The sequence below is a fragment of the Pseudarthrobacter siccitolerans genome (assembly GCF_030823375.1).
GTDB lineage: Bacteria > Actinomycetota > Actinomycetes > Actinomycetales > Micrococcaceae > Arthrobacter > Arthrobacter siccitolerans_A.
On sequence record NZ_JAUSXB010000001.1, the window covers coordinates 3780461 to 3800674 of the forward strand.

The 20214-nt window shown below is 65.9% G+C and carries 20 protein-coding genes; 12 read left to right on the forward strand and 8 right to left on the reverse strand.

What is annotated here, in order from left to right; translation table 11 throughout:
- Positions 1 to 66 precede the first annotated feature (66 nt).
- The 7 genes from QFZ36_RS17640 to QFZ36_RS17670 are packed head-to-tail and all read left to right on the forward strand — an operon-like array spanning position 67 to position 6635.
- Positions 67 to 1158: a hypothetical protein gene (locus QFZ36_RS17640; RefSeq protein WP_306638300.1), complete on the forward strand. Its 1092-nt coding sequence runs from the start codon at positions 67 to 69 to the stop codon at positions 1156 to 1158.
- 13 nt (positions 1159 to 1171) lie between these two features.
- Positions 1172 to 1984, forward strand: a complete 813-nt coding sequence (locus QFZ36_RS17645) for a glycosyltransferase family 2 protein (protein ID WP_306638301.1) — start codon at positions 1172 to 1174, stop codon at positions 1982 to 1984.
- Complete coding sequence (locus QFZ36_RS17650; RefSeq protein ID WP_306638302.1) at positions 1981 to 3264, forward strand: lipopolysaccharide biosynthesis protein; 1284 nt, start codon at positions 1981 to 1983, stop codon at positions 3262 to 3264. The genes QFZ36_RS17645 and QFZ36_RS17650 overlap by 4 nt, the downstream gene beginning before the upstream one ends.
- Positions 3261 to 5039, forward strand: a complete 1779-nt coding sequence (locus QFZ36_RS17655) for a glycosyltransferase (protein ID WP_306638303.1) — start codon at positions 3261 to 3263, stop codon at positions 5037 to 5039. Before QFZ36_RS17650 ends, QFZ36_RS17655 begins: the two co-directional genes overlap by 4 nt.
- A complete protein-coding gene (locus QFZ36_RS17660) occupies positions 5036 to 5389 on the forward strand; it encodes a hypothetical protein (RefSeq protein WP_306638304.1) in 354 nt (117 codons plus the stop codon). The genes QFZ36_RS17655 and QFZ36_RS17660 overlap by 4 nt, the downstream gene beginning before the upstream one ends.
- Positions 5386 to 5589, forward strand: coding sequence for a hypothetical protein (locus QFZ36_RS17665; RefSeq protein ID WP_306638305.1), 204 nt, complete (start codon positions 5386 to 5388; stop codon positions 5587 to 5589). The genes QFZ36_RS17660 and QFZ36_RS17665 overlap by 4 nt, the downstream gene beginning before the upstream one ends.
- Positions 5586 to 6635, forward strand: coding sequence for a hypothetical protein (locus QFZ36_RS17670; RefSeq protein ID WP_306638306.1), 1050 nt, complete (start codon positions 5586 to 5588; stop codon positions 6633 to 6635). Before QFZ36_RS17665 ends, QFZ36_RS17670 begins: the two co-directional genes overlap by 4 nt.
- 68 nt (positions 6636 to 6703) lie before the next feature.
- Here QFZ36_RS17670 and QFZ36_RS17675 read toward each other — a convergent pair whose 3' ends face one another.
- From QFZ36_RS17675 to QFZ36_RS17690, 4 genes are read right to left on the reverse strand one after another with little or no spacing between them, the layout of a single operon-like run.
- On the reverse strand, positions 6704 to 7825 hold the full coding sequence (locus QFZ36_RS17675; protein ID WP_306638307.1) for a glycoside hydrolase family 16 protein: 1122 nt from the start codon (positions 7823 to 7825) through the stop codon (positions 6704 to 6706).
- A gap of 3 nt (positions 7826 to 7828) precedes the next feature.
- Positions 7829 to 8224 (reverse strand): DUF1622 domain-containing protein, encoded by a 396-nt coding sequence (locus QFZ36_RS17680; RefSeq protein ID WP_306638308.1) that lies wholly within the window; start codon positions 8222 to 8224, stop codon positions 7829 to 7831.
- Between the two features lie 51 nt (positions 8225 to 8275).
- Entirely contained in the window at positions 8276 to 9136 is an 861-nt protein-coding gene (locus QFZ36_RS17685) for an NAD-dependent epimerase/dehydratase family protein (RefSeq protein WP_306638309.1), read from the reverse strand.
- A 51-nt stretch (positions 9137 to 9187) separates the two neighbouring features.
- Positions 9188 to 9952, reverse strand: a complete 765-nt coding sequence (locus QFZ36_RS17690; RefSeq protein WP_306638310.1) for a nuclease-related domain-containing protein — start codon at positions 9950 to 9952, stop codon at positions 9188 to 9190.
- On the opposite strand from QFZ36_RS17690, the gene QFZ36_RS17695 reads away from it, so the two are divergent.
- Positions 9902 to 10057 carry a hypothetical protein gene (locus QFZ36_RS17695; RefSeq protein ID WP_306639299.1) on the forward strand — a complete coding sequence of 52 codons (156 nt, stop codon included), beginning with the start codon at positions 9902 to 9904 and terminating at the stop codon, positions 10055 to 10057. The genes QFZ36_RS17690 and QFZ36_RS17695 overlap by 51 nt on opposite strands.
- 108 nt (positions 10058 to 10165) lie before the next feature.
- Here QFZ36_RS17695 and QFZ36_RS17700 read toward each other — a convergent pair whose 3' ends face one another.
- Positions 10166 to 11086, reverse strand: a complete 921-nt coding sequence (locus tag QFZ36_RS17700; RefSeq protein WP_306638311.1) for an MSMEG_6728 family protein — start codon at positions 11084 to 11086, stop codon at positions 10166 to 10168.
- Between the two features lie 155 nt (positions 11087 to 11241).
- Between QFZ36_RS17700 and QFZ36_RS17705 the strand changes: the two genes are divergently transcribed.
- Complete coding sequence (locus QFZ36_RS17705) at positions 11242 to 11832, forward strand: hypothetical protein (protein WP_373427054.1); 591 nt, start codon at positions 11242 to 11244, stop codon at positions 11830 to 11832.
- A gap of 158 nt (positions 11833 to 11990) precedes the next feature.
- Here QFZ36_RS17705 and QFZ36_RS17710 read toward each other — a convergent pair whose 3' ends face one another.
- Positions 11991 to 12647 carry a LysM peptidoglycan-binding domain-containing protein gene (locus QFZ36_RS17710; protein WP_306638312.1) on the reverse strand — a complete coding sequence of 219 codons (657 nt, stop codon included), beginning with the start codon at positions 12645 to 12647 and terminating at the stop codon, positions 11991 to 11993.
- 288 nt (positions 12648 to 12935) lie between these two features.
- Between QFZ36_RS17710 and QFZ36_RS17715 the strand changes: the two genes are divergently transcribed.
- The 3 genes from QFZ36_RS17715 to QFZ36_RS17725 all read left to right on the forward strand — a co-directional run bounded on the left by QFZ36_RS17715 (position 12936) and on the right by QFZ36_RS17725 (position 15628).
- A complete protein-coding gene (locus QFZ36_RS17715; RefSeq protein WP_306638313.1) occupies positions 12936 to 13997 on the forward strand; it encodes an adenosine deaminase in 1062 nt (353 codons plus the stop codon).
- A gap of 264 nt (positions 13998 to 14261) precedes the next feature.
- On the forward strand, positions 14262 to 15188 hold the full coding sequence (locus tag QFZ36_RS17720; protein ID WP_306638314.1) for a pullulanase X25 domain-containing protein: 927 nt from the start codon (positions 14262 to 14264) through the stop codon (positions 15186 to 15188).
- Positions 15189 to 15325: 137 nt separating this feature from the next.
- On the forward strand, positions 15326 to 15628 hold the full coding sequence (locus QFZ36_RS17725; RefSeq protein ID WP_306638315.1) for an acylphosphatase: 303 nt from the start codon (positions 15326 to 15328) through the stop codon (positions 15626 to 15628).
- A 41-nt stretch (positions 15629 to 15669) separates the two neighbouring features.
- Here the strand turns inward: QFZ36_RS17725 and QFZ36_RS17730 are convergent, their stop codons facing one another.
- Both QFZ36_RS17730 and QFZ36_RS17735 read right to left on the reverse strand, forming a co-directional pair.
- Complete coding sequence (locus tag QFZ36_RS17730; protein ID WP_306638316.1) at positions 15670 to 19326, reverse strand: TM0106 family RecB-like putative nuclease; 3657 nt, start codon at positions 19324 to 19326, stop codon at positions 15670 to 15672.
- A gap of 86 nt (positions 19327 to 19412) precedes the next feature.
- Positions 19413 to 20144, reverse strand: coding sequence for a GntR family transcriptional regulator (locus tag QFZ36_RS17735; RefSeq protein ID WP_306638317.1), 732 nt, complete (start codon positions 20142 to 20144; stop codon positions 19413 to 19415).
- Positions 20145 to 20214: the final 70 nt, after the last annotated feature.

Below are 20214 nucleotides of genomic sequence, written 5' to 3' on the forward strand. Positions count from 1 at the left end.
AACCCGGACGACACCGCCCGCACCAGCAGCACCATCCGACCGACACCACTTAGACAGGGGACGACCATGAGCACCAGGCAGACCAAGAATCTTCACTTCGACATCCACGGCCGCGTCACGATCAGCGTCGACGGAAAAGCGCCGGCGGCACACCAGCTCCGGACCATGCTGGCGTGTTTCGCCACGGACGCTGAACGGCCGGCCGACATCGTCGTCGATGACCGGCCGGAGCCACTGCCGGATGCTGGCCTGCTCGAGCACGAGCTTGCGTACACGGAGACCGGCGTGCGTTTCAATGCCGACCGGGTCCAGGTGGTGAGGGACGCAGAGCAATGGCGCGTACACGGATCGGGCGAGCTGTTGACCTCTGTGGTCCCTGTTCTCGACGCCGCCATGATCGCTCGAGGAGCTGCGATGATCCATGCGGCAACGATGGCGTACCGGGGCCACGCGATCGCGCTTCCCGCGGCCGGAGGGACCGGTAAGACGAGCACCGCCGCAAAGCTGATGCGGCGTGAGGGCTGGTCGTTTATGGGCGACGACTGGGCCTTCCTCGCCGAGGACGCCACACTGCTCGGCTATGCGAAGCCGATGTTCATCAAGCCGCATCACCGGGCCATCTACCCGCACCTGTTCGAAGGCGTCCGGAAGCCCCTTGTCCCCCCACGGTTCTCGCAGACCGTCGGCAGTCTCACCACGCTGGTGCACCCGTACGTCATCCGTTATCCGCGGCTCGCGGACTTCTCCCGCCGGTGGTCGCCCGAACACCGCATGGTTGACGCGGCCACCGCGTTCCCCGGGCGGGAAGTGACCACCACGGCCCCGCTCGCGGCCGCCATCTATGTTGAGCGGTTCGAAGGAACCAAGACCCGGATTCTCGACCGGACGACCGATTGGATGGTCGACCGCATGATCGGAAACTTCCACATCGAGATGGCAGGCTTCTCGCAGCGGGTTGTCACCGGCCTGGCAGCCACGTCCGTCGTCCCGTGGCGCGAGCACTTCGCAGCGAAAGGCCTCGTGCTGAGCAAAGCACTGGACGGACGTCCCTGCCACCTGCTGCAGGTGCCCGCGGCGTACTCGGCCGACGAGGCGTCGGACGACATCGTCCGGCATCTTGAGGAGCTGCTGCCGTCGGTCCTCGACGAGCAGGTCTGAGGGGTTGGACACAGTGGGCCCCAACCCTGCCGAAGTCACCGCCGTCGTACCGGCCCGCAACGCGGAGCAAATGCTCCCGCGCTGTCTGGAGGCCCTGCGTCAGTCCGGCGTGGCCGAGATCATCGTGGTGGACGGATGCTCCACCGACGGCACCGTCGACCTCGCCCTCGCGGCCGGTGCCCGGGTCCTAAGCGACGAGGGGCGCGGCCTGCCGTGGGCTCGAACGCTCGGTGTGCAGAGCAGCACCACCCGTTGGGTCCTGCTCGTCGACTCCGACGTCGTGTTCGGGCCCGGAGGGGTTGCGGACCTGCTCACGGAGCTCGTCGAGGAAGGCTACGATGCCCTCCAGGCCGGGCTGGAGAGCGTCGCCGGCCCGGGCTACTGGGGGCAGGCGCTGGCACGTCACCACCGCACTGGCCGCAGCCGCAACTGGTTCGGGCTGGTAGCGACCGTCGTGGACCGGGAACTGATGCTGGGTGTGGGTTTCGACGACACCTTCAAGTCAGGCGAGGACATCGAACTGCGTTGGCGGATGCGGAATTCCGGGATGCGCACTGCGGTGTCACGCCGGGTCGTCGTCGAACACCGTTTCGCAGCGGACGACTTCGACTTCGCGCTCGACCAGTTCCTCATGGACGGAACAGGACTGGGAAAGATGATCCGCAAACACGGCTGGCGCGGTGCGAGGTTGGCGCTGCTGCCCGCCGCCGCGGCAGTTCGGGGCAGTGCCTTGAGCCTTGCGGCGGGGCAACCCCGGTGGCTGCGCTACTACATAGCCTTCTGCTGGTACAACTACGCGGGTTTGGTCAAGGGTTTCGCGTCGTGAGCGCCTTGAGGGGGGACCGAGCCGTGGACGCCCCGCCCGTCCGGCACTCCGCCCTGCGCAGCTCACTCGGCCTCATCATCGCCAAAGGCGCCCAGACCGGCTCAGGTTTCGCCTTCTGGGTGGTGGCCGCGCATGCTGCGTCCGAGCGTGAGGTCGGGCTCACTACGGCGGCGGTCTCGGCGGTGTTGATCTGCGCACAGCTCGCGGTGCTTGGCGCCGGGTCGGCCGTGATCGTCTCCATCGGGCGGGGGGAACCGCCGGCACGGGTGCTGGATGCGGCGTTCGGCATCGTGGCACTGGCCAGCACCGTGTTGGGCCTCGGGTACCTCCTGCTGCAGTCGGCCGTGGCGCCGGACACGGCCTCGGTATCGGTTCTCTTCTGGCTCATGTTCCTCGTGGCCGCCGTCACCGGGACCATGGGCACCGTGCTGGACCAGGCGCTCGTGGCACTGGGACGCGGTGCCAGCGCGACCTTGAGGTACACGGTGGGCGGTCTGGTCTCGCTCGGGGCTGCAGCACTCGTGGCCTGGCAAGCGAATCCCGCCGCGGCGGACGTGCTGATGGCATGCTGGACCCTTGGCACCGCCTCTACGTGCATCGTGGGTGTGGTCCAGTTGCGCAGACTCGTCGGCTACCGGCCGCGGCCATCCTTGCACCCGGCGCGTGGCCGTCCGCTGCTGATGGTGGGCATTCCAAACCAGCTCCTCACCCTCACCGAGCGCGCCCCCGGGCTGGTGCTGCCGCTCCTGCTCGTCCACATCGTATCTCCCGAGGCTGCTGCCTACTGGTATCCTGCGTGGATGATGGCTTGGGCGGCCTACACCGCCCCGATGCTGATGGGCATCGTTCAGTTTTCCGAGGGTGTGCGGGAGCCTGGCCGCCTCGTGTCGACCACCTGGGCCACACTCCGGTGGTCGCTCGCCATAGGAGGCCTGGCTGCCGTCGTCCTCATCGTCTTCGCCCGCCCCCTGCTCCATCTGCTGGGAGACCGGTACGCTGATGCATCCGCCGGCGCCCTGCGGTGGCTGGCGGCCGGTGTGGTTGCCTATGCGGTGCTGCAGTCTTACAACGCCGTGTGCCGGGCCCGCGGCCGCTACGCGGAGGCCATCACGGTCGGCGTGGTCCTCGCAGTCGCCCTCTGCGTCGCAGCATTGTCCGCCGCCGAAAGCGGTCCCAGCGCCATGGCCCTTACCTGGCTGGTGGTGCTCTCCATCGGAGCCCTGGCGGTCGGCCTTCGGCTGCTCGCAGTCCTCCGGCACGTCAAACAGGAGGTACGATGACCAGCACGCTTGATGCGCCGAGCCGCTTAGACAGGCGCTGGAAACCCCGTGACCTGTGGTGCGCCCTCGCGGGACTCGTGTCACTGGTGCTCGCCGCGGGGGCCGCTTCCACAGTGTCCTTGCCCGTGAACAGCGATCTGGGGCTCGTCGCCGTCCTGCCCTACCCGTTCTGGGTGGGGGTCCTGATACTTAACGCCGCCTTCTTCGTGGCCTTGCGCGGGGACTCCGCGGGACCGGCGAGCCGACCGGTGATGGTCTGGCTCGTGGCTGTGCTTGTGCTCGTGCTCTTCGGGGCCGCAGCCTTTGTGACAGACGTACCGCGGGGTGAGGTCGCGTTCCGGCATCTCGGCATCGCGGATGCCCTCTCCGGTATGCAGCGGATCGATCCGAACATCGATGCGTACTTCAACTGGCCGGGCTTCTTCGCTCTCCTTGCGACGGTGCTTGGGGCGACCGGCCTCGACCCAGTGACCCTTGCCCTGTGGGCTCCAGTGCTCAACGTGGGCCTGTGGCTGACTGCCGTGGCCGTGCTCACCGGCTATTTGACCCGGGATCCAAGGCGGCGCTGGCTGGTGCTCTGGCTCTTCTGCCTCGGCAACTGGCAGGACCAGGACTACCTGTCGCCCCAGGCCTTCGGCTTCTTCCTGTATCTCGTTGTGCTTGCGATGCTCCTCGGTCCGCTGGCAGCGCGGTCCGCCAAGTTCCACGGCTTCCGGCGCGCCGACCTGGCGGAGTGGTGGCGGGGGCGCTCGCCAGCCGAACCCCAGCCGGCGCGCCGGCTGGCCGCTCTCGTCGTGACCCTCCTGCTCATCACGGTCATCAACGCCAGCCATCAGCTGACGCCGTTTATGTTGCTCATTGTCATTACCGTTCTCACCCTGAGCGGGCGGGTATGGCCCAGCAGGCTGCCTCTGATCGCCGGCCTGGTGCTGATGCTCTGGCTCGTCTTCCCGGCGAGTACGTACCTCGCCGGGCACCCGCTCCTGCAGGACGCAGGACTGCAGATTGCGGCCGAGTCCAATGTGGTGGATCGTGTGAGCGGGACTCCCGGGCACCTGCTCGCGGTGCAAATCCGGGTCGGCCTCACCGTCCTCCTGTGGGTGCTCGCCGCTGTCGGGGCAGTGCTCGACCGGCGCCGGGGGCGCCTCGACCTCCGTGTGGTCCTCCTCGCCCTCACCCCACTGCTGCTCTTCCCCGCGCAGGCGTACGGCGGAGAAATGCTCATTCGCGTTTCGCTGTTCGCACTGCCCTTCGTAGCCCTGTTGGCGAGCTCGGTGCTGCTCCCCGGAAACGGCGTCGCTCGCCCGTCCGTCCGCGCCGTGGGAGGCCTTGTCCTCACCTGCCTCCTGCTGGCCGTACTGACCGTGACCGGCCGGTTCGGAAACGCCCAGTATGACGTCTTCACCGACAATGAGATGGAGGCAGTCGCCGCCGCGGAGCATCTGGCGCCTCCCGGCTCGGCGGTCATCTCCGCAGCCCACCCGACGCCGTGGCGCAGCGGGTCCTACCTCGATCACCGTTACCGGACCATGGATGACCTGTGCCGGGAGGACCTGTCAACTCAGACGTGCGGTCCCATCGTCTACAACTTTGCCCGGCACACCCCGGCCGGCGCCCACATGCTCTTCCTGCGCTCGTCGGAGGCGAGCGTGGTGCTCCAGGGCGACAACAGTGCGGGCGAATTCACCGAGCTGGAGGAGTGGTTTAGCATGCAGGACGGCGTGGAGCTGGTGTTCAACAACGTGGATGCACGTGTGTACAAGGTGGCGCCATGAGTGCCATGAGTGCCATGACTATCGTCAAGCGGCCCACCATGGCGCTCGGTCTCGCCGCCGTCGTGCTGGTGCTCCTAACGCTTGTGGGGCTGCCGACTCCGCTGCAAACGGCCGCCGCGGCAGCTGTCCTCATCCTGCTCCCGGGACAGGCACTGGCCCGGCTCACGCCGGTAACCGACTTCGCCCTCGAAGCGCTGCTCGTCCTGGCGCTTGGCCTCGCCACGCTCACCGTGGTGTCCACGGCGATGTTCTACCTTGCCGTGTGGTCGTGGCAGGCATGCGTCGTCTCGATGGGCGCCATCACCATCCTCGCGTGCCTTGCACGCGCACGGCAGGAGGCTGCGTCATGACCGATCTTGCAGGACTGTTGGTGGCTGCCGCCCTGCTCGTCACCCTCGTCACCCTCGAGGTCCGGCACGCCGGACCAGACCCCAGGCAAACCGCAGCCCCGAGGATTCTCAACCGGGCGGTGAGCCGCGGGGCCGTTGCCGTCATGTGGATAGCGTGCCTGCTCCTCCTCCTGCCACGTCTGCTGGAACTACTCACGTGAGTGGCGCAGCCCGGTGGTGGCTCCTCAGCGACCTCCACTTGGGCGCGGCGGACGAGGACCCCCGGCGCCCCGGCAAGGTGCTGCCAGAGTTCCTGCACCGCGAGGTGCTGGCGGCCGCCGGCCAGCAGCACGTCGTTTTTGTCGGTGACACCTTTGAGCTGGCCGGGTTCCCCGAAGAGGAGAGCCTGGCCCGGCTGGAGTCCATCCTGGACCGCCACCCGGACACCTTGCAGGCGCTCAAGGCGTGCGCGGCGCGCGGCGTGCAGTTGCACTTCGTGTGCGGCAACCATGACGTGGAGCTGGCCCGGCCCTCCGTTGGTGCCCGCCTGTCATCGCTGCTGTCACCGGCCGGGCCCGCGCAGGTCCGGGTGCACCCCTGGTTCCTGCACGTGCCCCACGTCCTCGTGGCCGAACACGGGCACCAGCATCACGCGCTGCACCGGATCCCCGAACTGCTGCGCACCGCGGTCAGCGGTACCGACGAGCTGGACCTGCCTCCGCTCGCCGCGTGGCACGCCCAGCCGTCGACATCGCGCCTGAGCCGTGCCGGCGCTGTTGCCCGGGCCTGCCTGGCGTCTGAACGGGCGGAACGCCGCGTCCGTGAGGTTGCCTACGGCGAGCTGTTGCAGGCCGAGTCACTGCGGCTGGAGCTCGACGGGGAGGCTGTCCGGGACCTGGCGCGCCTGTCCCGGTTCCGGACGGTGGCGGTGCTCCCGCGCACGGCCTCCCGCATGGTGCTCGCGGCCGCCGGGCGCAGCATCGCCAGCGAGGAGGCTCCTGCCGCAGCGGCCCGCGTCGCGCGCACCCTCGAAGCGCACAGTTCCGCGGTAGCCTGGTACGTTTCGGCCCACACCCACCGTGCCCTCGAGTCGGCCCTCGGAGAATCCGCCACCCGGTATGTCAACACCGGCACGTGGTCTTCGGACGTCCGGGGCCGCGGACCTGACCAGTGGGACCGCGGTGCTTTCCCGTACGCTGTGGTCGACCTCGCCGAAGAAGGCGCCATCAGCGGCGGGCTGCGGTACTGGCGTCCGGACAACGGCTGAAGCCCGGCCGGTATGGGCTCAGTTGGCGTGAGCCAGGGCTCAGCCTATGCCGCGGGGAGCTGGTGCGGTCAGCCCTTTTCCCAGATGGCCACCCAATCCACATACAGATGGCCGCTCGTTGCCGGATCCGGGCACTCCGGCAGGCAGGATTCGGTCTGCAAAATGTAATGCATCGGCGTATCCGGCGTGGCGGTGGTACTCATGCCAATTGATCTGCCGTCAAGAAAAAACTCAACCCGTCCGGGGCTCCATTCGGTGGTGGCCGTGTGCCAGAACCTAAAGGAAGACGGGGTGTGGAACATATCGATCAGCCCGCCCTCATCGCTGCCAGTGCCGTGCATGGCAGCATAGATTGTTGCCGCCAGGTCTCCCTCCGGGAAGTCTATTTCGCCGTCCCGCGGCCACTGTTTGCTGTCGGGCCAGAGCAGCCATGCGGTTTTGAATCCCTTCAGTGCGTCGCCCTTAAACCGCACGGAGTATCGTCCGTAGAGTTGGCTGTTGTAGGGCCGTTCACTGGTCTCCGTAAGCTTGGGCGCCGGTGCCGCGCCCATTGAGTAGCCGTTTTCGGAGTGCAGATACATGTCCAGGACGCCGTCCTGCACACTAAGGACCTTGGACGGGAAATACCCGGACTTTGCCTGATTCAACTGGGCAGCCGTATCCGGCGTACCGTCAGCGTAATTGGCGCTCCACTTCGGGCCGTAGACGTCGCCCGGGAATCCGCCCACCGGCACATTCCCGCTGACAAAATCCTCCGTAAAAACCTGTTTCCACCCGGGCAGGTTGCCGACGGGCATGGCCTCTCCGCTGGGCCGGCTGGTGTTCTTAACCGCTTGGTGCGGCGAAGCAGAGGCCGCATCCGCCCGTCCGGTTCCCTGGGCTTCAGCGCTAAGGGTGGGCGGCGAATCGGAAGCGAAAGTCATCGAGCCCAGAACCGACAAAAGGACCGCCGAAACGAGGGGGAGTACCCGCATGCGACGCCAGGACCTCTCCAAGTTGTCACCCCGCGGCGGGGCCGCGTCGATGGTTCTGAATCCGTTCATTGCATTCAGTTGCCTCTGTGATGCGGAGATCGGCCAGGCATCCTCCCAATGCACCGGGGAAAGATACAGGCACTGTACCCCAGTCTGTACGGACCGGGTATGACGTCCCGACTCACGCCGGGCCCGCTCCTTGGAGCCGTCCGGCAATTCCTATCCTGCAGGTACCTCTGAGGGATCACCGGATTCCCTGGACTCCTTTTGCCACGGCCAGCGTCCGGTAATTTCAAGCTCAAGGGAAAAACTGAGGAATGTCCGGATCAGCACGATGATGGCCAGGACTCCAACGGTCTCGAAGGTCGGTGTCACCGCGACCGTACGGATGATGTCGGCGGCAACCAACAGCTCAAGCCCCAGCAAAATGGACCTGCCCAGGAGCTGCCGGTATAAGCGGTAGAAGTTCAATTTCCCACTGCCCGCAGGAAGGTTTCGCGGCTGATGACCGCGCAGTGCCAGAGGGACGGACACCAGGGCGCCAACCACCATGACAGCTACTCCGGCAAAATCGACAACCTGCCCGGCAGCCTCAATAACTTCCCGAAAGTCCAAGTTTCCTGCCTCACTCATCCCGCATCACGTCGCTTTTGTTCAGGGGACAGCCTACGGGTGGCGGATGCCGTTGCCGGCCAGGACGTCCCGGTAACCGTCCCTGAAGGAAGGAAACGCGAAGGTGAAGCCCGTGCTTTGGAGGAGTTTGTTGCTGCAGCGCTTGTTCCCGCCGCGGGCAGGTCCGGCGTCTCCCACCGGCGGCGCAGCCATGCCCAGTTCGCCGGCGAGGAAACGCAGCACGGCTCCGAGATCGGCCGGGTCGTTGTCCACGCCAACGTAGACCGGGCCCGGGCTTGCAGGCATGGTGGCCAGATGCACGATCGCAGCCGCAGCGTCGTCGCGGTGGATACGGTTGGTGTACCGGACGTCCTGGGGAATAACGGCGGAACTGTCGCGCACCTGGTCGATCAACCTGGTCCGGCCCGGCCCATAGATCCCGCCCAGCCGAAGGGACACGGCAGTTGTGGGGGTTCCCTCAAGCCTCTTTCGGAGAAGCTCCTCCGCCTCCCTCAGGATCCTGCCGGAAAAGCCGCCCGGCGCAGGTGCCGTGCCCTCATCAACCCAGCCGCCTCCCGCGTCTCCATAAACCGCGGTGGAGGAGACAAAGAGCACCCGGCCCGGCGTCACGCCGTCGCGCTCCAAAGCATCCAGGACGTTGCCCAGGCCCCGCACATACGCGGACCGGTAGGCATCCTGCGAGGATGAATCTGCGGCCACGGCAATGACGACGGCGGAAGTGTCCGCCGGGACCGGCGGCAGGTTGGGTGCGCTCAGGTCAGCCGCCACACCTTCGATCGCGGCCGGCAGCTTTGCGGGGGAGCGGCGCCAGCCCACTACACGGCGACCGCGGGCAGCGAACCGCAAACCGGCTTCAGTCCCGAGGTCGCCGCAGCCGGCCAAGAGGATCGTCATGGATGACAGTCTGCCATCAGCGCTGCGCTGACCGTACTCACGGAAGCTGGGTCAGGGCGGCCCTGGGAGGGTGGAAACAATCTCCGGACTAGGAACCGGGACCCGTTGGGGCTGGGGCGAAAGCTGTGAAAGGGCGTTGAGGATCACGCCCAGGACGAAAATGATGAGAGCCAGCCGGAAGAGTATGCCGAAGCAACCCGGTTTTTTCGTTCCCTCAGGCTTCGGCCGGCTTGTTCCCGAAGGGCGAAGGGTGCGCGGGTCGTCGGCAGGATCACGGGCGGTGCGCCAGCGCTGCAAGGTCGCTGCAGGGCCTGAAGAATGGGCGAAATCCGGCGGTCCTGTAGGTACATGTCCGGTCGTCAGTACTGAAGGACTCGAGCCCCCCGCAAGTTGGTTCGTGAGGTAGCGGTGAACGGCTCCCACTGTCCCGGGATCAAGCACAGCAGCGGTAGCTGCTACTGCCTGAGGCAACGTTTCGATCCCTTGGACCCGGGCCCCGCTGGCCGTGGTCCCTTGTAGATTGGGCTGACCAACCATACAGAGCCAGGCCTGGACGTAGCGGCGGTGCTGCGGTTCGAGGAGGGCGGCCACTGCTGCACCCTGCTCCAGAACTCCAGTAACTTCCCGCTCCCGGGAGTAGCCATTTTGCCGCAGGATACCATTACGAAGTTGCAGGTCGCCCGACCAATTCTTTGCGTCTATGACGATGACGCCGCCGGGCCCGACCAGAATATGGTCAAGGTTCGCTTTGGGACGTCCGGGCCAATGGACATCGTGCAGGGCCATCCAGCCCTGGGACTCCAGGGCCTCAAGCACGGCGGCAACGCGGGCTTCGCCGGCGGCGCCAGCCGCCCACGCCCGTTCAGCACGTTCTGCATAGTCCAGCTGCCGCCGCAGTTTTGCAGCTCGTTCAGCAGCTAAGCGCGCCTGCTCTGCCGCGCCGTCGCCAGCACCCATATGTTGCCCCCATGCTTATGGTGTGCGTCCCCCGCACCCAAGCCTTACTGTATGCGATTAACTTTGGGTGCTCTACGGTGCCTCCACCGGGAAGAACACGCGGGGATCCTGCAGGAGTGCCGGGTAGGTGAAGGCCGACCGGTCGATGATCTCGGTAACCGTGAAGTTTCTTCCGAACCTGCCGTCCTCCAGCGTGATGGGCCGGCCCACAACCTGTCCCACCGCAAACTTGTGGCCGTGTTCGAACGGGACGGCGACGGGAGTTTTTCCGGGGAGGGTGGCGAAGGCTTCCTCCTGGGCCAGGCGCTTGCGGGTGGGCTTTTTCAGCTGAGGCCTGGGCGGCGCCTTCCGCGGCTGCTTTGAGGGGCGGCGGGATCCGTCGTCGATGTAGACAGGAGAGTAGCCGTCATCCGGTTCGTCCGCGGCGGGCGCGGCAGCGGGGAAACCATGGGCCGGCGGCAGTGCCACCGTGTCCAGGGCCTGGGGATCGACGTCGTGATGCGGGGAGCGGAGGATCCAGAGGATGTCGCCCTCAGGTTCCTGGGGCAGGAACTCGTGTTTGGGTTCGGGCCAGAGGTAGTCCATATCCGGTACCGCGTCTTCAAAAACCGAGCTGTAGAACTTTGGTTCCTTGCGCACCAGCTTGGAGCGGTGGCTCAGGTGGAAGTCGGGGTCGCCCAGCCAGGGCGGCATCGGAATCTTGTCCGCGTAGTCCGGGTGGGCCGCCTGCGGGGCGAACTCTGTGATGTTTTCACGCGTCTTGTCCGGGTGTCCGCGCTTGGTCCATTCGTCCACCATCGCCAGCCCGTACATAGTCAGGGCCGGCACATAACCCATCCACATCCGGATCGCCGGGTGGGTCTGCCAGCCGTATCCGGGAATCACCAGGGCACGCAGTGTCTGGAGCGCTTCGACGCGCTGCTTGCCCAGGCGGGCGGTGTCCAGGGCCGCGGCGCTCTGCCGGAAATCGGGGTACGGGAGGAAGGTTTGCATCCCTTCAGTCTGACGGCAGCTTGCGGATGTGCCAATTGCAGTGCCGGGCGCCACACCTCCCTCAGCGAAGTGTTCACATAGTGGACTCATGCATACACCGGGCAGTCGAACCCACTAGGATCGCCGCAACACCCCACCGTTTTGGAAGCCTACTCATGACATCAACACCTGAAAAAATCGCCGGAATCACCCACTCCTTCGCGCCCCGCTACGGGCAGATGCTGAGCCCGGACGCAAAGGGCATCCTGGTCCTTGACGAATTTACCCTTGATCCCGAGACAGCACGGAAGGACCAGCACCGCTTCCGCGACGGCATCGCCGCCGTCGCCCGGACGGTCCGCCGCATCGCGGCCCTTCGCGTGATCATCGCGGTCGTGGCCATCGCCAATCTTCCACTGTTCCTGCTGTCCAGCGGATGGTGGATTTACGCCGTTTCGCTCGCCCTCGTCGTGGGCGTTCACACCGCGGTCACCCTGCTGAACCGGCACGAGCCGAGGCTCAAGCAGCGGTCTGCGCTGGAGCTGCACATGCACCGGGAGAAGAGCGCCAACTACCGCAAGGTCCGCGACGCCGTGAAGTACATGATTGACACTCCGGGCCGCATGAACGAGCACCTGTACCTGGAGCTCCTGGTGGTCAAGCGCGTGGCCCTCAACCTGGCCCACGGCACCGTTGCCCTACTGGACACCAGCGACGAGTCTGCATGGAAGGTGCGCATCGTGCGCGAGATTCCCGCGAACAGCTGAGTCTCTGCCTTCAGCAGCTTTAAAAGCACGACGCCGGCGTGCCCCTTCTGGGGGCACGCCGGCGTCGTTGTTGGTCAACGGAATTTGTCTATCGCCGACCGGTTTGGGGAGGCCGTGCCGGCCTCGGATACTGCGCCGTCATTCTCGCGGGCAGTGATTCACGCGGGAAGCTGGATGACCTGTCCCTCGAAGACGAGGTTGGGGTCGGAAACGGTGCCGAGGTTGGCGTCGGCAAGGTGCTGCCAGCCGCCGTCGATGCCCAGCTTCGCAGCCACGATGCTCAAAGTGTCGCCCGCCTGCAGCGTGTAGGTCTCGCCACTCAGGGCAACCGCCGTGACGTGCTTGGCAGCCGGAGCCGTGGCGGTGGCTGCCTGGACAGGAGCAGCCTGGACCGGTGCAGTCTGGACTGGTGCCGCCTGGACAGGAACACTCTGCGCCGGCGCACTTTGCGGTGCTGTGCCGGTACCGCCGCCGCTCAAGCCCAGCTGCGCTGCACAGGAGGGCCAGGCGCCCCAGCCCTGCGCTGCCTGGACCTGCTCGGCGACTGCAATCTGCTGCTCACGGGTGGCGTCCGAGGCCGAACCTGCGCCGCCGTACGCTGCCCAGGTGCCGGGGCTGAACTGGAGGCCTCCACTGAAGCCGTTGCCGGTGTTGGTGGCCCAGTTGCCGCCGCTCTCGCACTGCGCCAGGGAGTCCCAGGTGGAGGCACTCGTGGTGGCGCTGGCCGCGGTCGCTGACAGCGCGAGGCCGGCGGCTGAAATAGCGGCCACGGTGGCTCCACGGCGTGCGGCAGCACGGAATCTGGTGTTTTTCATGATGGTTATGCTCCTGAAGGCCACCTGCGCTGGTTCCGTCCCCGGAGATCATCGCGCCACTGCCCGCCCCTGACGAATAGAGGTCAATATCGGTGTCTGCCTGCTGGGCAGTTCTGGTGGAGGCAGCACCGGGCATTCATGTCGCCCGCTGTCCGGGCATGCATTTCACGCTAGGACATAGCAGTGCCGTTATCAAACTGAGATCTTTTCTGGGTGCAAGCTGGTGGTTTGCTGGGTGCCTCATTGCCAAGCGAGACGCGAATCCGGTCGGGGCACTATCCTGACCGGATGGATAACTATGCAGGCAGCAGTGCCGTGCCTGAGACCGAACCTGACGCAGTCGAGCCGGAGACGCACGCCAAGCCCCTCCCGGTGGCCGAACTGCACCTTCATATCGAGGGGACGCTGCAGCCGGAACTGATCTTTGCGCTGGCCGAGCGGAACCGCATCACACTGCCGTACTCCGGGCTGGATGAGTTGCGGGCGCGGTATGAGTTCACGGACCTGCAGTCCTTCCTCGACCTGTACTACGCCAACATGGCCGTGTTGCAGACGGAGGAAGACTTCGCCGACATGACTTATGCCTACCTGGAGCGCGCCGCTGCTGCCGGGGTTCGGCACGCTGAGATCATGATGGACCCGCAGGCCCATACCTCGCGCGGCATCCCCTTGAAGACCTGCGTCAACGGCGTCGCTTCCGTCCTGGCCACCTCCCAGGAAGACTTCGGGATCTCCACCATGCTGATCGCAGCTTTCCTGCGGGATCTTTCCGAGGAATCCGCGTTGGAAGTCCTCGACGGTCTGCTGGCAATGAACGCGCCCATCGGAGCGGTGGGGCTGGACTCGGCGGAGGTAGGGAACCCGCCGTCGAAATTCGAGCGGCTCTATGCCAAAGCCCGCGAAGCGGGCCTGCGCCTGACCGCGCACGCGGGCGAGGAGGGGCCGCCGTCGTACATCCTTGAAGCCCTCGATGTCCTAGGCGTGGAGCGGATCGACCACGGTATCCGGTGCATGGAAGATCCTGCCTTGGTGGAACGCCTGGTGGACGCGCGGATCCCGCTGACCGTCTGCCCGTTGTCGAACGTTCGGCTGCGCGCGGTGGACACCCTGGCCGACCACCCGCTGCCCGCCATGCTCGCCGCGGGCCTGAACGTTTCGGTCAATTCTGATGACCCGGCCTACTTCGGCGGCTACGTGGACGACAACTTCAGCCAGTTGGACGCAGTGTTCGAACTCTCCGATTTCGACAAGGCCAGGCTTGCCGCCAACTCCATTCATTCGTCCTTCGCATCTGAGGAGCGGAAGGCGGAACTGCTGGCAGAACTGAACGGCCTCGACGCGGTCCGCTGACGCCAGTTGTGTCACAGGCAACAACGGCGCCAACATGCAGCTAAACTGGGTGCCGCAGGCGTGTCCGGAGGGGTGCAGGGCGGCAGCTGTGAACGCACTCCAGGGTTATGCAGCAAGCCCTACACCCGATACTCCAGACTCACTTCCGGGAATGTCCGCTTCATAGTCGGTCACGACACGCAGAGTTAACCGTATTAAGTCGCGCGATGTAACGGGCAGTTGGCAAGATGCCTAAGACCGATCGCTTTTATAAAAAGGGGAATCATGGCCAAGTCCACCGCAGAAAACACCTTCCTTCGACTCAAGACCGTTTTGGATGTCCTGACCGAAGGCGTGTGGTCCGGTGATGCACTGAACGCGGGGCAGGTCCTCGCGGAGGCTACGGCACGCGTGCCGTTCAACGAGCACGAGGCCGAACTGCTCAGCGGCGGGATTCCCCGCGGGCACAAGACGCTGACTTCCGCCACGGCCAAGCTGGTCAAGGCCGGCTGGCTGGTCAAGGGCCGCTCCGGCTGGACCATCACCGAGGACGGCATGCGTGCCACGGTCGCCTACCCGGACGCGGTGTCCTTCGCCACCGCGCTCGACGCCGGCGCTCCGGTCCCTGCCGGCACTCCGGTTCCTGCGGCTCCCGCAGGGTTCGTCCGCCAGACCACCGCCGTTCCTGAAACAGCGGCGCCGGTTGCTGCCAAGGCCGAGGCCAAGAAGACCACCAGGAAAACTCCTGCCAAGAAGGCCGCTGCTGCCGTGGAAAAGGCAGCGAAGGTGCTTGAAGACGCCGTTGAGCCCGTGGTGAAAGCCGTGCGCAAGGGCAAGGCTCCGGCCAAGACCACGGAAGCTGCAGCACCTGCGGCTGCCGAGCCGTTCGAGGACGCGGACGTTGAGACGCACCCGCAGCCGGAGGCAGTGGCTGTTGCCGGCGACTTCAACACCTTCCTCGGTGCACCCGAGAACTGGGCGCCGCAGTACGACGAGGCGCAGATGGAGTTCGACTTCCTGGACCAGCTCTGGAAGAAGAGCGCGGAACTGCCGGCCGGGCACTACACCTTCAAGATCGCCATCAACCGGTCCTGGGACGAGAACTACGGCGCGTTCGGCACCTTCGACGGCCCGAACCATGAGCTGTACCACGACGGCGGGACTGTCACCATCCGCTACAACCACAGCACCCGCGACATCACCATCAACTAACCGCTCCGCCCTCCCAAGTAAGTAGCGCTAAGTGTCGTTTTGGAGCCCCATAACGACACTTGGCGCTACTTACTTGGGAGGAGCGGCACTGACGGAGGGGAGGCGCCGTGGCGAGGCACGCAGGTCCATCATCAGGGGTGCCTGATTCTTCTGATGAGTCGGACACGGGTTCGGTCCGGCTGACTGCCCGCGTTTTTGGCGTGGTGCAGGGTGTCGGTTTCCGCTTCTGGACCATGGGCAAGGCGGAAGAGCTCGGTCTCAGCGGCGAGGTGAAGAATCTCGACGACGGTTCGGTCGCCTTGGTGGCCGAGGGGCCGCAGTGGAAGGTCCACGAGCTCCGGGAATGGTTGAACTCGAACCGGACACCCGGCCAGGTGGAACGGGTGGAGGACTCCATTTCTGAAGCTGAGGGTAAGTTCCGCGGCTTCAACGCACGCTGACTTGCTCGTTTATCCGGCCCTGCTTCCTGTCCGGGGATGCTTCACTCCCTTGGGCTAAGCCCGATGAAGGCGCCCAACTCCTCCAGGGCTGCGGGCCGGTGCGGCATGTAGCTGGTGAGCTCGGGAGAGCGGATGATGACTGCCCGCCACTGCCCGCGTGAGACCGCTACGTTGATCCGGTTCCGGTTCAGCAGGAACTCGGCGCCGCGGGGTGCCTCGCTGACCGCGGAACAGGCCATCGAGACAAGCACTACGGGTGCCTCCTGGCCCTGGAACTTGTCCACGGTCCCGACGCGGACGTCAGGCAGGCCGTCCTCCGCGAGGGCTCTCCGGATGAGGTGGACTTGGGCGTTGTATGCGGCCACTACCAACAGGTCTTCCTGGCCCAGCGGACGGGACTCGCTGTCCCCGCCCAGCGTCCACTTCAGCCCCAGGTGCCGCCGCGCCTGGCGGACCACCTCGGCGGCTTCCTCCTTGGACGCGGTGGCGTTGCCGCTGTGGTTGACGAATACTGTCTCCACCCCGGGAGGCAGTTGTTCCAGCTGGCGCCGCGAGGCCGCGGGTGCCGCCTGGAGCTTTCCCTCGTAGCTCAGCCGCGAGACCGCGCGGCACAGTTCAGGATGCATTCGCCAGCTGTCCGCCAGGAAGTAGCCGAGGCTGGCCGGCAGGGTGGCGTGCCCGGCGGCCAGCCAGCCCAACGCGGATTCGTCCACGGGTTCCGGGTGGGCGCCCTGGCTGACCTGCGGCAGTTGCTGGGGATCCCCGAGCAGGAGGAGCCGCTTCGCTGACCGGGAAACGGCGAGCGTATTGGCCAGCGAGAACTGCCCGGCCTCATCGATGACCAGCAGGTCCAGCGAACCGGCCGGGACCTCCTTGCCTGTCATGGTCCAGGCAGTGCCGCCCACCAGGCAGCCGCCGGGAGAGGCCAACAACCTGCCGACGTCGCCCTCAGCGGTGCCCTGCCACGGAACGTCGTGCGGGGATGCCAGCTTTTTCGCGACCACAGCCGGGTCCACTCCACCGGTGGCGATGGCACAGCACAGCAGGTTTTCGACCACATTGTGAGACTGGCCCACCACACCGATTTTCCAGCCTTCACCCACCAGGCGGCCGATGACATGAGCACCAACGTACGTCTTTCCGGTGCCGGGAGGGCCCTGGACGGCGAGGTAGGAACGGTCGAGATCACGAACGGAGCCAGTGATGGCGGCGGCATAATCGGCGGAACCATCGGGCCCGTGCGGAACGTCCACTGGCTGCCGGAGGGTTCGGAAGCGCGGGGGCTGCTTGCGCAGGATGTCCAGTCCCGGCTGGGCAGGCAGCGACGGCACCGATGTTCCGACGGCGCCAGCAATCTCGGCGATGGCAGCCTCGATACTGGCGGTGGCCAGCGGTTGGTCCTCAGTGAGGGCTACCGGCAGGTGCGGGTACGCGGCAACCTTCCCGGACTCGCGCTCGGCGATGGTGATGACGACCTGTCCGGGGTTGTCCGGGGCAGGCGCGATCTCACTGATCCTGGTTCCAAACGTGAACGCCCGGGCACCGGGAGCGGCGTCGGGGCCGGCCATGCCGTCCGGTGGAGGAGCGTCGTAGAGCCGGCACCAGCTGGAGTCAGCCCGAAAATCAGATCCCTCCGTCATAGTGCCCTGGAGCCGCAGGATCCGCGTGCGCATGCGTTCCCGTGGTTTCGCCAGTGCCCAATCGGAGGTAACTTCGGCGGACGCCACCACAAAAACGTTCCGCTGGTCCGACCAGTTCTCGATGGGTGCTTCCACCCGGTCAAAGTGCTGCCACCAGAACTGCTTACGCTCACGGCGGTGGTAGCCGGTAGCTGCGGCGACCATGGCGATGGCGCGTTCGTCGTCCGTCCAGGGGCGGTTGTCCGGCAGACCCGCCAGGTACTCCCGCAACCGGCGTTCCTCCGCAGTTTCAGGAGCCTCAGCCGTCTCGTCAGGCGCTGCGGGGCGGTCATCGGCTTCAGTAACGGCAGGCAAACCGGGTGGCGCTTTCGACGTAGCCGAAGGAGGTTCCGCGCCGGTCAGCCCGGCGACCTCCAGCAGCCAGTCGCGCAGTCGAAGCGTGGAGAGGCAGTCGTACCGGTTGTAGTCCGAGATGGACGCCAGGATTGTCGCCGCCTCGGCCGTGTTCCCCCCATCGCGTGCCGCGCAGTAGGCGGCGTAGGCCACCACCGAGGCGCCGGCGTCCTTGACGTCCCCGGAGCGGAGGTTGTCTCCCATGTACAGCGGCTCGAGCTTCTTGATCGAGTAGGACGCTTCGGAAATGCGCAGGGACTGCCGGACCGTGGCGTAGAGGTCAACGAGCAGGCCTTCACGGAGCCAGGCGTCCACCGTGTCCTCGCCGGCCTGGTGGGCCAGGGAAAGGTTCCGCAGGGCTGTCTTTTCGTAGGCCGCGTAGTGGTAGACGTGCATGTCCGGGTAGCGGGCCCGGCGTGCCTCCACGTAGTCCAGGAAGGCCAGGAAGGCTCTGCGTTCTTCGGAGCGGGAGTGGGCCCAGAACGGGCGGAACACGGGATCGCCGGGATCGCCTTCAACCGGGTCGCTTGTAACCGGAGCCTCAATCACGCCGAACAGGTACTCAATACCCCATGCCCCGGTGGCCGGGTCCTGCCACAGCGGATCGCCTTCGAAGTCGAAGAAGATGTCACCCGGACTGGGCGCAGGGATAGATGCAATGGTGTTCTCCAGCAGGACTGTATAGGAAACGGTGTGCGGCTGGCCGTCCTTGATGAACGTCCTGGATCCTGCGGGCGCGTCAAGGCCCAGTTGCATCCGCGCCTGGGCCCGGAGCCGGACCATGGAGTTTCGGGCGTCTTCTGCAGGCATGGCTGCGAGCTGGTCGATGGTGGTGATGCCGGCAGCGTGCAGTTTCCTCCGCTGCACCACGGACATGCCGGCCACCATCAGCAGGTCCCGGTGCTCCTGCACCTGCTCGGCGCAGTAGTCGCAGCGGCCGCAGTGGACGATGCCGGGCTGCTGCCAACGGACGGTGGTATCGGCGGCCCGGTGTTCCGCTGTCAGCTGGCGGAAGCGCCGGCGTCGTTCGCGGAAAACAGGCAGCAGGTCGGGGAGGGAGTGGCTGCTGCGGAGCCAGTCCTCACCTACCCGCGTTCCGAGGACCAGGGTCACAGTGGGGGAGGGGGCGAGGCCCATCCCGAGGAGCTGGTCACCGTACGCTGCGAGTTGCAGCAGGGCACCCACCTTCGCATGGCGGGCCAGCTTGGTGTCCCAGACTTCGTAACGGCCGGGACTGCCTGTGCCGGCGCCCTCGTTGACAAGGAAGTCCGCGTAGCCCAGGAATTCGCCGTCGAAGAACGTGGCCTGGAAAACAACGTCGGCACCGGAGCGGAGGGCGAGCTCGGTTTCCGCGTGCTTGGCCTGGAGCTCTCCGCGCAGGTTCTGCCCGCGGTCAAGTGAGTAGACGCCCGTTCCGCGGCTGGCATCCCACTCGCCGTACTTGGTGATCAGGCTGGCCAGGACGGTGTGCTCGTGCTTGTCGCCCAGCTCACCGGCGCGAACCTGCATCTCGTCCGCTTCAAATTTCGCTTTGGGGGTGCGGCCCAGCTTTTCGTCGAGGATCCGGAGCGTGCGGTACTCACACTCGCTGGCGGCTACCAGATCGCTGGCAGAAAACACCAGGTCCGGCAGCGCACCGGCAGTTGCAGCTTCGAGCAAAAACACGGGGCCTCCCCATCGACAGCCGGGCCGGAGGACGGTTCCCCTGGCCTTGATTCAAACGTAGCAAGAGGGGCCGACAATTCCCCGTCCTAGGACAGGCGGGCCACATTCCGCCGGACGGGGCGGCGTGCAGTTCCGTCGGAAAAGAGATCGGGGGAGGACGCCTGGATCCGCTTGATGTCGTCAAAGACGCCGCGAAGATGCAGCCGCAGGGAGTTGTCCGCATCTGCGAGGTTCCGAGCCTCCAAAGCGTCGACCACGGCGGTATGCTGCTCAATCAGCGTGGACACCGGCCGGGTGTCGATCAGGCTGAGCCGTCGGGCACGGTCCAGATGTGCCTTCGCGGAGTTGACTGCATTCCAGGCGGACTCATGCCCGGCCAAACGCAGCAGCTCACGGTGGAAATCCTCGTCCAGGCGGAAGAACTCTTCGATGTCGCCACTGGCCTCGGCCTCACGCTGGCCGGCCAGGATGTCCCGAAGGCCAGCCACGGCGTCAGCATCCGCGGCGAAGTCAGTCAGTGAGGCGCATTCGATGGCTTCCCGGACAAACTGGGCCTCCGCAACGCGGGACAGGTCCACCAAGGAGACGAAGGAACCGATTTGCGGGAAGACCTGTACCAGGCCCTCCTCGCGCAGGAGAATCAGGCTCTCCCGGACGGGAGTGCGGCTGATGCCCATCTCCTGGGCCAGTTCATTCTCGGAGAGGGGTTCTCCGGGAGGCAGCTCCAGCGAGATGATCCGACGCCGGAGCGTCTCGAGCGTCTGGTCCCTTACGGACAGCCGCGGGGACGGAGCCTTTTCGCCTTTGCCTGATGCCATGTATCCAGTGTAGCTACCATTGACAAACTAGAATGGTAGTGCTTGTATGGTAGTAAGAAATCAGCCGATC

Bases quoted from the DNA above. Each gene is read 5' to 3' on its own strand.
- QFZ36_RS17665 (WP_306638305.1), top strand. From the start codon at position 5,386: ATGACCGATCTTGCAGGACTGTTGGTGGCTGCCGCCCTGCTCGTCACC.
- QFZ36_RS17660 (WP_306638304.1), top strand. From the start codon at position 5,036: ATGAGTGCCATGAGTGCCATGACTATCGTCAAGCGGCCCACCATGGCG.
- QFZ36_RS17710 (WP_306638312.1), bottom strand. From the start codon at position 12,647: ATGAAAAACACCAGATTCCGTGCTGCCGCACGCCGTGGAGCCACCGTG.
- QFZ36_RS17715 (WP_306638313.1), top strand. From the start codon at position 12,936: ATGGATAACTATGCAGGCAGCAGTGCCGTGCCTGAGACCGAACCTGAC.
- QFZ36_RS17705 (WP_373427054.1), top strand. From the start codon at position 11,242: ATGACATCAACACCTGAAAAAATCGCCGGAATCACCCACTCCTTCGCG.
- QFZ36_RS17695 (WP_306639299.1), top strand. From the start codon at position 9,902: ATGGACATCGTGCAGGGCCATCCAGCCCTGGGACTCCAGGGCCTCAAG.
- QFZ36_RS17700 (WP_306638311.1), bottom strand. From the start codon at position 11,086: ATGCAAACCTTCCTCCCGTACCCCGATTTCCGGCAGAGCGCCGCGGCC.
- QFZ36_RS17655 (WP_306638303.1), top strand. From the start codon at position 3,261: ATGACCAGCACGCTTGATGCGCCGAGCCGCTTAGACAGGCGCTGGAAA.
- QFZ36_RS17735 (WP_306638317.1), bottom strand. From the start codon at position 20,144: ATGGCATCAGGCAAAGGCGAAAAGGCTCCGTCCCCGCGGCTGTCCGTA.
- QFZ36_RS17720 (WP_306638314.1), top strand. From the start codon at position 14,262: ATGGCCAAGTCCACCGCAGAAAACACCTTCCTTCGACTCAAGACCGTT.
- QFZ36_RS17685 (WP_306638309.1), bottom strand. From the start codon at position 9,136: ATGACGATCCTCTTGGCCGGCTGCGGCGACCTCGGGACTGAAGCCGGT.
- QFZ36_RS17640 (WP_306638300.1), top strand. From the start codon at position 67: ATGAGCACCAGGCAGACCAAGAATCTTCACTTCGACATCCACGGCCGC.